This window comes from Flavobacterium sp. HBTb2-11-1 (genome assembly GCF_009826975.1).
In the GTDB taxonomy this organism is placed as follows: Bacteria; Bacteroidota; Bacteroidia; order Flavobacteriales; family Flavobacteriaceae; genus Flavobacterium.
Genome location: NZ_WUMO01000011.1, coordinates 13728 through 28358, shown reverse-complemented (window position 1 = coordinate 28358; position 14631 = coordinate 13728). Strand labels below are relative to the sequence as shown.

Genomic DNA, 14631 nt, shown 5'->3' with positions numbered 1-14631 from the left:
TATTCATAATTTCAGATAATACACCATATAATATTGGGGTGCTATAACTACAGGAGGAAAGAAGCCCATTAACAACCTGGTAGATTAAGCAAGCATTTTAAAGTTTATAAATAATTTCAAACTAAAAAGCCAGCATCAGACGACAAAAAGTCTTCGTATGCTGGCTTTGATATTTAAAAATAAAATAGAAAATAAATAAAAAAACTCCCTCCCCAATAGCAGGAAGAGAGCCTTAAAAACTATAAAAAGGAAATAAATACTATAAATTCATTTTTTTAGCATCTTCAACAAACTGTTTCAATCCGATATCAGTTAGTGGATGTTTCAATAATCCTTTAATCGCCGATAATGGCCCAGTCATAACATCTGATCCTATTTTAGCGCAATTGATAATATGCATTGTATGTCTTACAGAAGCTGACAATATTTGTGTTTGATAATTATAATTATCAAAGATTTCTCTTATTTCAGCGATTAGATTCATTCCGTCTGTAGAAACGTCATCTAATCTTCCTAAAAACGGAGAAACATAAGTCGCTCCAGCTTTTGCAGCCAGTAATGCCTGACCAGCAGAAAATACTAAAGTTACATTGGTGCGAATTCCTTTTGAAGAAAAATATTTGCATGCTTTCACACCATGGCCAATCATGGGCAATTTAACCACAATTTGCGGATGCAAAGCGGCCAATTCTTCTCCTTCTCTTACCATTCCTTCAAAATCTGTCGAGATTACTTCAGCCGATACATCACCATCAACAATATTGCAGATTGCTAGATAATGATTTAAAATATTTTCTTTTCCTGTAATGCCTTCTTTTGCCATTAAAGACGGATTAGTGGTTACGCCGTCTAAAACACCTAGAGCCTGCGCTTCTTCAATGTCTTGAAGATTGGCAGTGTCAATAAAAAATTTCATAAGTTTTTTGATTTGTAGTTAATTGCAGAGACACGTAAGTGTCTTAATTCTAGTGAGTCAAAAATGTGCACTTCGATTGATTCTATTCTTCAAAAAACCTTCAATAAAAAAATATTCACTTATTATTTTATCAAACTGACTTTTGATTCGATTTGATTTTCAAAAAATATCAACTAACCTTAAATCTATTTTTTTCAAATCTCAATGACAAAAAAGTCATAATCTTAATACACATTTTCAAAGTTTTAGATTTTCTTTCTCACTAGTAGTTTTGAAAAACCTAACAGTCCCGATGCATCGGGGCCGTTAGGTTTGATATTAAAATCTAAACCAATTAAATATATTGGTTGATGATATTTTCAAACAATTCTTGTTTACCGCTTTGAAGCGTTAATTCTCCATTTTGATTTGCAATATCATAAAGATCTTTAAGGTTTAATTTTCCGTTTTCGAAATCTTTACCTTTTCCAGAGTCAAAAGAGCTGTATCTTTCTTTTCTTAATTTCTCGTAAGGAGAAGAAGAGATGATTTTATCAGCAGTCAATAAAGCTCTTGCAAAAGTATCAGCTCCGCCAATGTGCGCTAAGAAAACATCCTCTAAATCTGTAGAGTTTCTTCTAATTTTAGCATCAAAGTTAACTCCTCCTCCTTGCAATCCGCCAGCTTTTAAGAAAACCAACATAGCTTCAGTAGTTTCTTGGATATTATTTGGAAACTGATCTGTATCCCAACCATTTTGGTAATCTCCTCTATTTGCATCGATGCTTCCTAACATTCCTGCTTTTGCAGCCACTTCTAATTCGTGTTGGAAAGTGTGCTGTGCCAATGTAGCGTGGTTTACCTCGATATTGATTTTGAAATCTTTATCTAAACCATATTCTTTCAAGAATCCAATTGCAGTTGCAGAGTCAAAATCGTATTGGTGTTTAGATGGCTCCATTGGTTTCGGCTCAATGAAGAAAGTTCCTTTAAAACCTTGTGCTCTTGCATAGTCTCTAGACATTGCCAAGAATTGCGCCATGTGGTCTAACTCTCTTCCCATATCTGTATTAAGTAAAGACATATAACCTTCTCTACCTCCCCAGAATACATAGTTTTCTCCGCCTAAAGCGATTGTAGCATCAAGTGCTAATTTTACTTGCCCACCAGCTCTTGCCACAACATTAAAATCTGGATTTGTAGCGGCTCCGTTCATGAATCTCGGATTTGAGAAACAGTTTGAAGTTCCCCAAAGCAATTTAATTCCAGATTCTGCTTTTTTCTGTTTTAAGTAATCTGTAATGAATGCCAAACGTTTTTCTGATTCTGCGAAAGTTGGCCCTTCGTTAATCAAATCGTAATCGTGAAAACAGAAATAATCGAATCCCATTTTGCTGATAAATTCAAAAGCAGCATCTGCTTTATCTTTTGCCGCTTGATACGGATCTGAAGACTGATCCCAAGCAAATTGCTGTGTTCCTGGTCCGAATGGATCGCTTCCTTGTCCGCAGAAAGTATGCCAATAAGCGATAGCAAATTTAAAGTGCTCACGCATTGTTTTTCCAGCTACAACTTGGTCGGGATTATAATATTTAAATGCCAACGGATTATCAGATTCTTTTCCTTCAAACTTAATTTGGCCAATACCTTTGTAGTATTCTTTATCTCCTAAAACTATCATTTGTTTTTTTTATTTAGTTGTTAATATTAATTCTAATTCTTGTTTCCATTTTTTATAAGCCGCTTCATAAGGCTCTTTATTGTGCAGTGGCAAAAACGTCATTACGTGGTCATTATCACTTACATTAGCTCCAAATTTACTGTAATCGCCGTCTTTCAAACCAACCGCTCTAGCTGCACCGACAGCTCCTGTTGTATTATAAATCTCAATTTCGTGTCCGATTAAAGTCGCTACTGTATTTGAGAAAATCTCCGAACGGAAAAGATTATCGTTCCCAGCTCTAATGACATTTATTGTTGCATTATCTTCTTTTAAACATTCCATTCCGTACACAAACGAAAAAGCGATACCTTCCAGAGAAGCTCTAAACAAATGTGCGCTATTATGAATATTTAAGTTGAGATTTAAAAAGTGAGTCCCAATAGTTTTATTGTTGAACATACGCTCGGCACCATTTCCAAACGGAATCACCACAACGCCTTCTGATCCAATCTCAACATTAGAAGCTTTTTCATTCATCACTTCATAACTCTCGTTACCCATATTATTACGAAGCCATCTGTATTGAATTCCCGCTCCGTTAATATTCAAAAGTTTACCCACTCTTGGCGTTTCCAGTTCATAGTTTACGTGAACAAAATTGTTCACCCTTGTGCTTTTTCCAGAAGATGCTTCGCTTACTGCATAAAATACTCCAGAAGTTCCGCCCGTAGCTGCCACTTCTCCCGGATTTAATACATTTAATGACAACGCATTATTAGGTTGATCTCCCGCTCTGTACACAATCGGAATTCCAGCTGGCAATCCAGATTCCGTAGCAGCTTTTTCAGTAACGACACCTTGATTTGTAAAGTTTTCTACAATTTTCGGAGTCAATCCTGTATCAATTCCGTAATATTCTAAAAGCCAGTCGGCTACTTTATTTTCTTTGTAATCCCAAAGCATTCCTTCAGACAAACCGTTTTTCGTAGTCGTTACCTCGCCTGTCAGTTTTAAAGCGATGTAATCTCCCGGAAGCATGTATTTGAAAATTTTACTGTAAAGCTGAGGTTCGTTTTCTTTAACCCATTTCAGTTTCGAAGCGGTAAAATTCCCTGGCGAATTCAATAAATGCGACATGCATTTCTCTTCTCCAATTTCGGCAAAAGCTTTATTTCCAATTTCAACCGCACGGCTGTCACACCAGATAATTGAATTTCTGAGTGCATTTCCAGCTTCGTCCACAATTACCAATCCGTGCATTTGGTACGAAATACCAATTCCCTGAATTTTAGAAGCATCAACATTTGCCTCTTTAATCACTCTTTTAGTCGCCGTACAAATGTGCTGCCACCAGATTTCAGGATCCTGCTCGGCCCAGTCTGGGTGAATCGAAAGGATTTCCATTTCGTTCTGAGGTTCATTCAAAACGATTACTTTTTTACCTGTTTCTGCTTCCACCAAGGCTGCCTTGACAGAAGAACTTCCAATATCATAACCGATATAATACATACTTATAATGATTCTCTTATTATTAATTTTGTCGGCACATAACACTTTGTTTCTTCGTCATGTGTAATAAATGCCGCTGCTTTGGTTCCTAATTCGTTAAAATCAGTCGAAACAACTGAAATTCCTTTATAAATAAATTTCTTCATCGGGGTTTCGTTATAGGACAAAAACCCAACGTCTTTCCCTGGCTCAAAATCTTTCTCTTTGCACTGCTCCAAAAAATAACCTAAAATCCTGTCGCTTACACTGATGTAGGCAATTCCTTTTTCAATACTGAACTTTTTTGGATCGGTTATAATACCATATTCAAAACCAAAATCGGCACAGAATTTCTTAAAAAACTCTACCGTTTCCCACGGATGATTTGTAAAATCAGGATATACAAACTGTATCTTTTTATACTTTTTAAATAAATCTGCAGCCTCTTTCAAAGACTCATAAAATGCTTTTCCAAAATCCTGAAAAATGTAATTATTCGTTTTATCAGCTTGAATATTCCAATCAATCAAAAGCAATTTATCTTTTGAAATCGCTGATAATGCTGGAGCAATATCCTTGTGATCAAAATTCATTACCACATATTTGTAATACTTCCCAATCCCATTATTGATGATCGTTTTAAAAACATCAATATTATAATGATGAAACTGCACATCTGTAATCACATTATCCGGCAAATTGTTCACGAAAGAATGATATAAAACCTCCTTATAAGCCTTGAAAGTATCCAAAACCAAAAGTACTTTTCTCGTTTCGCCTGCCACGTAATACCCTTTATTCGGCACTGAATCAATTACATTTTGATCTTTTAAAATCGAATACGCCTTAAAAACCGTATCTCTCGAAAGCTGATATGTTTTGCAGATTACATTAACAGATGGCAGCAAATCTCCCTTTTGTAAAATATTCTCCGCAATGGCATTCGTAATTCCGTCAACCAACTGCTGGTACTTCGGAATATCACTTTCGTGATTGATTATAAACTCAAATTTTTCTTCTTCTTTTAGCATACCGTTCTGTTCCGTTCTGTTATGCTAAAGTAGCTAAAATTATTTTATAAAAAATTGTTTTTTGCGTTAATTATGTTAAGATTTTAAAATTCTATATTTCAATATTTTGGGTGTGTGCTTGTCCCGATAACTATCGGGAGGCTATCCGTTGCAAGTCCTCGCACTTCCTTCTTCAGGCTCCGGGCTTTCCACTTCTATCCCTCACGCGTAACGGTTTCAGAAGAACTTTAATCGTAAACCTTGTCATTGCCAGAAACAAAGAGCCCCCACTCCGATCTGGATTTAACAAATGTGATTGCTTCGTTCCTCGCAATGACAAACAGCACGGCTAAAACTAACACAACCGATTGTAATTCTTGTGAAATTTTTTTTACACAAAAAGTACTAATCAAATAATCTTCTTATTCCGTACGGATCAATAGTTACAATCGAACCGTCTTCCAGATACTCTATCTTGGTCACTTTCATGCTTCGCAAATGCGTCACGCCTTTTGAAAGGCTCGAATCGTGGTAGAACAGATACCATTCCCCTTCCACTTCGCAGATAGAATGGTGCGACGTCCAGCCTATCACCGGATTCAGGATTCTTCCCTGATACGTAAACGGCCCGTACGGACTGTCTCCGATCGCGTAGCAGATGAAATGCGTGTCTCCCGTCGAATACGAGAAATAATATTTTCCGTTGTATTTGTGCACCCACGAAGCCTCAAAAAAACGGCGCGCATTATCCCCTGCCAGAAGCCCGTTTCCGTTTTCGTCCAAAATATGGATTTCCCTCGGCTCTTCAGCAAACTCGAGCATATCGTCCCTCAGCAGCGCCACAATCGGCCCTAGGGCTTTTTCGTCTGCCAGAGGCTCTTCGTTGTTTTCATGATATTTATTATTGCGGTATTTCTGAAGCTGTCCGCCCCAGATCCCCCCAAAGTAGATATAGTGCCTTCCGTCTTCATCTTCAAAAACCGCAGGATCTATGCTGTAGCTGCCTTTTATGGCATCCTTTTCAGGAATAAAAGGCCCTATGGGCGAATCTGAAACCGCTACGCCGATCTGGAAAATCCCGCTGGCGCGTTTGGCAGGGAAATACAGATAGTACTTTCCGTTTTTATGCGCGGCATCGGGAGCCCACATCTGCTTTTCGGCCCAGGCAACGTCATCCACATGAAGCGCTACCCCATTGTCGACCGCTTCCGATGAAATGTCCTCCATCGAAAAGACATGGTAATCCTCCATTCCGAAATGGTCGCCGTTGTCATTAAACGGAATTCCGGCATCTATGTCGTGCGACGGATAAATGTAGATCTTTCCGTTGAATACATGCGCCGAAGGGTCGGCGGTGTAGATATGGGAAACTAAAGGCTTGGAAATCGCCAGATTGCTTATTTCTTCAAAATTAATGTGTTCAATGCTGTCTTCAGGCATAGTGATATTTTTCTTTAATAATTAACTTCTTCTTTCTTTCAGCTCCGTTTCGATCTGCACTTCCATCTCCTTGTTGATTTTATAGAAAAACAGTAGTCCAGCTCCAATTAAAAATGGGATTGCAGGGAAAATGCTCACTAATAATTTGATTCCATTTATAGCCGTTTGAGACTGTTGAGGTGTATTTGGAACGTAATCAAAATATCCTAAAAATAAAGTAGTTAAAGCACCTCCTATACTTAATCCCGTTTTCAATCCAACCATCATGGCAGAAAAAATAATCGCGGTTGCACGACGGTTATTCAGCCATTCTGAATAATCGGCAACATCGGCAATCATTGCCCAAAGAATCGGGATTGTGATTCCGTAGAAGAATCCATGCAAGATTTGAGAGAAAAACATCAGTCCGATTGAAGTTGACGGAAAGAAATAAAAAGCTAAAATGAACAAAGTCGAAATGAATAAAAACAATCCAAATACATTTCTTTTTCCGTATTTGTCAGCCAGATTTTTAGATAAAGTAATACCAACAATCATAAAAATAATTCCGCCGGCATTGAATAAACCGAAGCCTGCCGATACGGGATCATTTCCAAAATGATTCAATCCGATATTAGTTAAGAAATCCAAAATAGGTTGGATAAAAACAGCTAATTGCTCTTTATCTACATAATTCTCGAAATAATACACATACGAACCACCTTTCATTGCCAGAGTCACAAAAACTAAAGTGGTTAGCGAAAGCATGATGATCCAAGGTCTATTTTTGATTAAATCGCTTAAATCTTCTTTGACGCTTGACTTTTGCTCTGGTTTTGGAATGATTCTTTCTTTTGTAGTCAAAAACGTTATCAAAAGCATGATTGTGCCAATAATTGCCAAAGCGGTCATTACTTTTTCAATTCCGACTGCTTTATCCCCATTTCCAGCACTTTTGATAATGCCAAGCATAAAAACCTGAACGAAAAACTGTGCAAACATCACCGCTACAAAACGATATGATGACATACTATTTCTTTCGCCCATATCGCCAGTAATGACGCCGCTTAACGCAGAATAAGGCAGATTGTTTCCTGCATAAAAAAGCAGCAGTAAAGTATAGGTTGCAACAGCATAAATTACTTTTCCTTTATACGAGAAATCGGGAGTTGAAAATGCTAGTAAAGCCACTACTCCCAACGGAATCGCAGTTATCAAAATCCATGGTCTGAATTTTCCCCACTTGGTACTGGTTCTGTCTGCCAAAACTCCAATAATCGGATTAAAAATAAACGCTGCAATTAATCCAACAATCAGCATGATAATGGATGAATCTGTTGGCGATAATCCGTAAATATCTGTATAGAAATAAGCCAGATACGTCATCAAAGTTTGAAAAACTAGATTAGCGGCTAAATCTCCTAAGCTATATCCAATCTTTTCTTTGATGGAAAGTTTTTGTGAAATGTTTCTCATTCTTGGGTTTGTGGTCATTTTATCGATAGTTAGTTCTATTCCGCAAGGTTTTTTAGAACCTTTTAGATTTTCAGTTGTTTTGCACTGCTTCTTAAATCAGGCTTACAAGGTTTAAAAAACCTTGCAGAAATGCAATTGCAATTAAAACAATCGGTTGTGTAAAATTAGACAAAAAAACATATCATGCAAATTTAGTTCGCTTTATTTAAATTATTTTTCATTTCACAACCGATTGTTATCAATTTATCAAAACTTAAGCCTTTTCGACGTCTATTTTTTGGTTTCTTTCAGCGTTAAAAGACTATCATATGTTTTTTTATGTTTTAAATCTTTATCAAATGGCAACGGATAATTGGTTCTTCCTTTTATTGGCCAGTTGTTCAGCCAAGATTGTCCGTCATGAACACCCCAAAAAGTCACTCTGCTTATTTTATCTTTATGCTTTAAAAATAGTTTAAAAATCGATGCGTAACGTTCTGCAAGTTTATTCTGAACAGAGTCCGGCAATGATTTTGGATACGGATTCATTTTTTCGCTTCCTTCAAAATTCTGATTTACATCTGCTCCTTTTAAATCCCACGGATTTGGCAAAACCGTAATATCCAATTCTGTAAAAGCCACTTTAAGTCCTAAAGCCGAATATTCTAATATACTTTTTTCAATCTCTTCCAATGATGGACTTTCCAATCTCCAATGTCCTTGAATCCCCACTCCGTCTATTTTTCCGCCTTCAGCTTTGATTTTCTTGATTAAAGCAATTGCTCCAGCTCTTTTTGCTGGTTCTTCAATATTATAATCGTTGTAATATAAATCCACTTTCGGATCGGCTTTTGCTGCTAATTTAAAAGCATCAACCAAATATTTCTCACCAAGTGTGTTCAAAAATACCGATTTTCGTAAAGTTCCGTCTTCGTTTAAAGCCTCATTTACAACATCCCACGAATTGATTCTTCCTTTGTATTTAGAAACTATTGTCGTGATATGGTCTTTCATGAATGCTTTCATTTCTGTACTGTCAGCAATTTTTTGCATCCAAGGCGCTAATTGGCTATGCCAAATTAAAGTATGCCCATGAATAAACATTTTATTTTTCTCTCCATACGCCACAAATTTATCTGATAAAGTAAAATCGTATTTGTCTTTCTGCGGATGCGTAAACATCGATTTCATAATGTTTTCTGCCGTAATAGCATTAAATTCTTTACGAATCAGAGAATCTTCTTTTTTGTTTTTTTCATTAATCTGATTTAAATCTAATGCAGTTCCTATATAAAAATCATTTTTATAAACATCCTTCAAACTAGGTTTTTCTTTCTGAGATGTGCAGCTCACAGACAGGAGAACCGTAAAGGCAAATACATAAGGTTTAATAAATTTCATATCTTTTGGTTTAAATAGTTAATAGTTTTTATTTGATTTTACAAATTCAATTTATAAGCAATTCCCATTTCCAAACCTCTCAATTCGGCCAAACCTTTTAATCTTCCTGTCAGGGAATAACCTGGATAAGTTTCTATCTTTTCGTCTACTTTATGCAAAAAACCATGATCTGGGCGCATTGGAAGACTTGTTTTTCTTTCGTTCATTACTAATAATAATTTCTCAACAATAACTTCCATTTTGACATTTCCATTTAAATGCTCTGACTCTCTGAAAATGGTTTCGCTTTCGCGGATGGTGTTTCTTAAATGCAAAAAATGGATTCGATCCCCAAAATCGTCTATTATTTTTTCGAGATTATTTTTTGGATCTGCACTTAAAGAGCCTGTACAATAACATAATCCGTTGGCCTTTGAAGGAACGGCGCTAAAAATAGCTTTCAAATCGCTTTCTGTTGAAACAATTCTTGGCAGACCTAAAACCGAAAATGGCGGATCGTCTGGATGAATGGCTAGCTTTTGCCCATTTTTCTCGGCAATTGGAGTTACTTCTGATAAAAAATAAATCAGATTTTCTCTTAGCTTTTGATTATCTATTTTGGCATAATTTTCTAAAAGAGATAAAATCTGTTCTGCTGTAAAATTGATTGTGCTTCCTGGCAGTCCCAATAAAACATTTTTAAACAACAATGCTTTTTCTTCTTCAGATAATTCATTTCCAAATTGCAATGCTTTTTCTTTTTCAGCTTCAGAATAATCATTTTCTGAATTTGGTCTTTTTAAAAGAAAAACATCAAAATAAGTAAACGCATCCTGATTATACAACAAAGCTCTGCTCCCATCTTCATTTATAAAATTATGATTGGTTCGCACCCAATCCAGAATCGGCATGAAATTGTAGGTTATGACTTTGATACCGCATTCTGCCAGATTTTGCAAGCTGATTTTATAATTTTCAATGTATTGCAGATAATTTCCCGAAGCTCGTTTTATTTCTTCATGAACGGGAAGACTTTCCACCACTGACCATTCCAAACCCGCATTTTGAATCATTTTTTGTCTTTCCTGAATCTTTTCTACCGTCCAAATTTCGCCAACAGGAATTTGATGCAAAGCAGTCACAATTCCTGTTGCGCCAGCTTGCTTAATGTCGATTAATTTTACGTTGTCCTGAGATCCAAACCAACGCATGGTTTGCTGCATTTTCATCATACTTCTTTTTTTTAATCTCGCAAAGACGCAGAGCCGCAAAGTTTTTATTTCCCGCAGATTTTGCAGATTGAGCTGATTTTAATCTTTTTAATCCTTTAATCTGTGGCTTTAAAAAAGCCTTTGAACCTTTGAGCCTCTGCCCTTTAACAACTTTAAATTAAAACCCAATACTATTTCCGCCATCAACCGGCAAAACTGTACCAGTCGTATATTTTGATTCGCTCAAAGCGAAATAATAAACGGCATCCGCAATATCTGACGGTTCTCCTAAATATCCCATTGGCGTTCTTCCTAAAACTTTATTTTTTCTTTCAGGATCGTTGTCAAGCGCTGTTGATGACATTTTGGTTTTGATAAATCCTGGAGCTATACAATTGGCACGAATACCAAATGGAGCCAGCTCAACCGCCATTGCACGTGTCATGGCTTCGATTGCGCCTTTGCTTGAAGAATACGCAATTACTTTTGGAATTCCGTATTGTGATGCCATAGAACTTATATTGATGATGCTTCCTCCTCCGTTTTCTTTCATATTTTTTATCACTTCTCTGCTCACAGCAAAAACGCTCAATAAATTGGTATGAATTATCGAAAGAAAATCTTCGTCAGTTACATCTGGAATTTCTTTTTTCATATTGATGCCTGCATTGTTCACCAAAATATCAACTGGATTATCTTTTGTAATATTTGCAATCATCGCTGGAATTCCCTTCAAATCATTTAAGTCGAAGATTACCGGAATGGCATTTTCTCCAATTTCCTTACAGGCATCTTCTGTTTTCTCTTTTGATCTTCCGATTATATAAGTTGTGATTCCGTTCTCACAAAGTTTTTTTGCGGTTGCAAAACCTAATCCCGAATTTCCTCCGGTTACAATTGCTGTTTTTTTGCTCATAATTTTTATTATACATTTTTTGAACGCTGATGAAACGGATTCGCTATCGCGAAAACGCTGATTTACACGGATTTTTTTTCTCATTTCAATTAAAAAATCCGTTTTTTTCCGTGTCTTCGCGATAGCGAATCCGCGTCATCCGTGTTACAATTACTCTATTTATTTACCCATTCCCTGGTGCAAAAGGGAATTTTAATGATTTAAAATACTCTAATGTCTGTGTAGGTTTTTCTACACCAGCAGGAAGCTCTTTTCCTGAAAATTGCTGAAAATACAACAGACACGCATCACGCCACCATTTTGCTTCTTTGTACTGAATTTCCAGTAACATTTGGACTTCTTTAAAACGCTCGCTGTCGATATATTTTTCCGTTTTCTTCCAAATCTCCTGCATCTCTTTGACCTGATTTACGCCTTCCTGATATTTTAGCGCCAGACCATTCCAAAGCGTTTGACCATTTTTTAGTTTATAATCCCACGAAACATGATGAAACCACAAAAGGTCTTTTTCAGGACAGGTTTCTAAGTTATCAAAGAGATTTGCGACTTCTGGCGCGTATTGCGAAACGGCATTCGTTCCCGATTTAGATCTGTCAAAACCAATCCCGTTTTTATCTGCTTTATGATAATATGTCGGATTCCATTCTAGTCTTGATAAATTCGAAACCCACGGTCCTGGCCCGTAATGATGTCCCGTGTCCATAACATGATGCAATCCAAAGGGTGTCATGTAATTAACAACGGCTTCACGGGATTCTATCATGCTATTTTTTACTGGTTTGATGAAATTTTCATCATTAGAAAAAGTGCTTCTCAACCATTCGTCGGCAATGGTTTCTGAATCCAAATACGGATTCCACGCCAGTCTTCCAAAGCCGTACCAATTGGCCTGTGCAAAAGGATGTCCTGTCCAATTTAAATCGTTTCCGATATTGGCAACGCCAGCAATTCCTGTTAGTTTATTTTGATATAAAGTGCCATCAATAACTTTAGCAACAGTTGAACCTTTTCCTTTTTGATGCGTATCCGATTCCAGAACCTCTTGAAATAATTTGGGAAGGAAAACCAAATGTGTGCTGAAACCTAAATATTCCTGTGTGATTTGAAACTCCATCATTAAAGGCGTTTTCGGCATCGCTCCGAATAAGGGATGAAAGGGTTCTCTCGGCTGAAAATCGATCGCTCCGTTTTTGACCTGAACGATTACATTTTCTCTAAATTTCCCATCATAGGGCTGAAATTCGGCGTATGCTTGTTTAGCTCTATCGTTCGTATCATGCTCTGAATACACAAACGCTCTCCACATGATAATTCCGCCATAAGGCGCTACGGCATCGGCAAGCATATTTGCTCCGTCAACATGATCTCTTCCATAGTTTTGTGGACCTGGCTGACCTTCTGAATTGGCTTTTACTAAAAATCCGCCGAAATCTGGAATTCGTTTATAAATTTCAGCCGACTTATTTTTCCACCAATTGATAACTTCAGGATCTTTTGGATCAGCAGTCTTAAGCTTCCCAATTTCAATAGGCGCCGAAAATCTTGCAGTTAAATACACTTTTATGCCGTAAGGCCTGAAAACATTGGCCAAAGCTTCTACTTTTTCTAAGTATTGCGGCGTAAGAATTAAAGCGTTGGCATTTACATTGTTCAAAACTGTTCCGTTGATTCCGATTGAAGCATTCGCCCTTGCGTAATCAATGTAACGCTGGTCGATAAAATCTGGCAATTTCTGCCAGTTCCAAAGTGAAAATCCTGCATAACCTCTTTCTACAGTCCTGTCGAGATTATCCCAATGGTTCAGAATTCTAATATTGGTTTTAGGAGAATCAGCAATATTCAGATTTTTAACTGATTTATTCGTCTGCAATATTCGTAGGAAGTTAAAAACTCCATATAAAACCGCAACATCATTTTTTCCTGTAATAACGATTTGTTTTTTGTTTTTAAGTGAAATGGATTTAATGATAAAACCTTCATTATTTATCTTATCAAAATCAGATTGCAGTTCATTTTTTATTTCGGCATTTAAATTCGACTGCGACGCCACAATGAGATTGTTCTCCCCTTTTATATCCGATTTAATTGGCGGAATATTCCCTAACATATCCAAAAAACCAGCTTTAAACTCTTTTTCGGCAATTTTTATGGTTTCGGAACTTCCTAAAATGACAATTTCTTTAAAATTGTTTTTGTACTCTGAAGCGATGGCAGAATTGGCAACTGTATTATACTGAAGCCACAATTTATAATCCTTTTGCGATGAAGCTGAAAAGGAAATCAGAAAAAACAGAATAACAAATCTTAGTAAAGCCATTGGTTTAATTTATTCTTTTAAAATCATTTTTTTAAGCAACAATATTTTATTTCTTGTTTAGAGCATTTGATAAAATTTTAATTCAAAAAATATATTATTCGAAATAAAACAACAATTGCAATCGGTTGCGTAAAAATATAGGATTGTTATTTAAGAAAAAAATTTTAGCTACTTTTTTTTCAAAAAAAATAATTTATATAACAAATAAAAGCAGGATAATTATAAAAACTATCCTGCTATGACGGGGTGAATTTAAGTTTTATCGCTTAAATTATCTCTTGTAATAGGCAACAATACTTGCTTTTGCCAAGGTCTGGTTCCAAAGATTAAATCCTACTACTGCTGGATTTGTATTTTCATCTGTTCCTAGTTTATTTACTTTTAAAGCATAAACGGTAATAATGTATTGGTGATATCCATGACCAATTGGCGGACAAGGACCTCCAAAACCTTTAATTCCATAATCGGTAATGCTTTGAATTGCTCCTTTTGGAATAAGATTTTTAGTTCCCGCATTAGTTACCAGTTCGTTTACATTTGCCGGAATATCTACGACTACCCAATGCCAAAATCCGCTTCCTGTTGGCGCGTCTGGATCGTACATGGTTACCGCAAAACTTTTAGTCCCTTCGGGAGCGTTTTTCCAAGATAGCTGTGGAGACTGATTTTCGCCTGAACACCCAAATCCGTTAAATTCCTGAACTTTAGTTGTTTCTCCTCCTAAATCTTTACTAGTTAAAGTAAATGTTTTTTGTGCAAAAATCGATGTTGAAAAAATGGCTGACATTGCCAAAATTAAACTTAGCTTTTTCATTTTGTCTGTTTTAAAATTTTAAGCAAAGTTAGATTTGGAATCGTTGAATAACTTTAGCTAAAA

At 36.4% G+C, this 14631-nt stretch carries 11 protein-coding genes; all 11 read right to left on the bottom strand.

Annotated elements, in window-relative coordinates; all coding sequences use genetic code 11:
- Positions 1–259 precede the first annotated feature (259 nt).
- Positions 260–916, bottom strand: coding sequence for a fructose-6-phosphate aldolase (fsa, locus tag GR162_RS19905; RefSeq protein WP_160783555.1), 657 nt, complete (start codon positions 914–916; stop codon positions 260–262).
- A 334-nt stretch (positions 917–1250) separates the two neighbouring features.
- Positions 1251–2576 carry a xylose isomerase gene (xylA, locus tag GR162_RS19900; RefSeq protein ID WP_160783554.1) on the bottom strand — a complete coding sequence of 442 codons (1326 nt, stop codon included), beginning with the start codon at positions 2574–2576 and terminating at the stop codon, positions 1251–1253.
- 9 nt (positions 2577–2585) lie between these two features.
- The gene (locus tag GR162_RS19895) at positions 2586–4067 is read right to left on the bottom strand and encodes a xylulokinase (protein WP_160783553.1); all 1482 of its coding nucleotides are present in this window, start codon (positions 4065–4067) and stop codon (positions 2586–2588) included.
- A 2-nt stretch (positions 4068–4069) separates the two neighbouring features.
- Complete coding sequence (locus tag GR162_RS19890) at positions 4070–5077, bottom strand: GntR family transcriptional regulator (protein WP_160783552.1); 1008 nt, start codon at positions 5075–5077, stop codon at positions 4070–4072.
- 384 nt (positions 5078–5461) lie between these two features.
- Positions 5462–6496 carry a glycoside hydrolase family 43 protein gene (locus tag GR162_RS19885; RefSeq protein WP_160783551.1) on the bottom strand — a complete coding sequence of 345 codons (1035 nt, stop codon included), beginning with the start codon at positions 6494–6496 and terminating at the stop codon, positions 5462–5464.
- A gap of 21 nt (positions 6497–6517) precedes the next feature.
- Complete coding sequence (locus GR162_RS19880) at positions 6518–7951, bottom strand: MFS transporter (protein WP_160783630.1); 1434 nt, start codon at positions 7949–7951, stop codon at positions 6518–6520.
- A gap of 270 nt (positions 7952–8221) precedes the next feature.
- On the bottom strand, positions 8222–9331 hold the full coding sequence (locus GR162_RS19875; protein ID WP_160783550.1) for an endo-1,4-beta-xylanase: 1110 nt from the start codon (positions 9329–9331) through the stop codon (positions 8222–8224).
- A 38-nt stretch (positions 9332–9369) separates the two neighbouring features.
- Positions 9370–10533: a mannonate dehydratase gene (gene uxuA / locus GR162_RS19870; RefSeq protein WP_202393976.1), complete on the bottom strand. Its 1164-nt coding sequence runs from the start codon at positions 10531–10533 to the stop codon at positions 9370–9372.
- A 166-nt stretch (positions 10534–10699) separates the two neighbouring features.
- Positions 10700–11437 (bottom strand): SDR family NAD(P)-dependent oxidoreductase, encoded by a 738-nt coding sequence (locus GR162_RS19865; protein ID WP_160783548.1) that lies wholly within the window; start codon positions 11435–11437, stop codon positions 10700–10702.
- A 163-nt stretch (positions 11438–11600) separates the two neighbouring features.
- Positions 11601–13754, bottom strand: coding sequence for an alpha-glucuronidase family glycosyl hydrolase (locus GR162_RS19860; RefSeq protein ID WP_160783547.1), 2154 nt, complete (start codon positions 13752–13754; stop codon positions 11601–11603).
- A gap of 271 nt (positions 13755–14025) precedes the next feature.
- Positions 14026–14568 carry a YbhB/YbcL family Raf kinase inhibitor-like protein gene (locus GR162_RS19855; RefSeq protein WP_008461897.1) on the bottom strand — a complete coding sequence of 181 codons (543 nt, stop codon included), beginning with the start codon at positions 14566–14568 and terminating at the stop codon, positions 14026–14028.
- Positions 14569–14631 lie beyond the last annotated feature (63 nt).

Coding starts and splice junctions, on each gene's coding strand:
- xylA (WP_160783554.1), bottom strand. CDS start 2,576: ATGATAGTTTTAGGAGATAAAGAATACTACAAAGGTATTGGCCAAATT.
- uxuA (WP_202393976.1), bottom strand. CDS start 10,533: ATGCAGCAAACCATGCGTTGGTTTGGATCTCAGGACAACGTAAAATTA.
- GR162_RS19855 (WP_008461897.1), bottom strand. CDS start 14,568: ATGAAAAAGCTAAGTTTAATTTTGGCAATGTCAGCCATTTTTTCAACA.
- fsa (WP_160783555.1), bottom strand. CDS start 916: ATGAAATTTTTTATTGACACTGCCAATCTTCAAGACATTGAAGAAGCG.
- GR162_RS19860 (WP_160783547.1), bottom strand. CDS start 13,754: ATGGCTTTACTAAGATTTGTTATTCTGTTTTTTCTGATTTCCTTTTCA.
- GR162_RS19865 (WP_160783548.1), bottom strand. CDS start 11,437: ATGAGCAAAAAAACAGCAATTGTAACCGGAGGAAATTCGGGATTAGGT.
- GR162_RS19895 (WP_160783553.1), bottom strand. CDS start 4,067: ATGTATTATATCGGTTATGATATTGGAAGTTCTTCTGTCAAGGCAGCC.
- GR162_RS19890 (WP_160783552.1), bottom strand. CDS start 5,077: ATGCTAAAAGAAGAAGAAAAATTTGAGTTTATAATCAATCACGAAAGT.
- GR162_RS19880 (WP_160783630.1), bottom strand. CDS start 7,951: ATGAGAAACATTTCACAAAAACTTTCCATCAAAGAAAAGATTGGATAT.
- GR162_RS19885 (WP_160783551.1), bottom strand. CDS start 6,496: ATGCCTGAAGACAGCATTGAACACATTAATTTTGAAGAAATAAGCAAT.
- GR162_RS19875 (WP_160783550.1), bottom strand. CDS start 9,331: ATGAAATTTATTAAACCTTATGTATTTGCCTTTACGGTTCTCCTGTCT.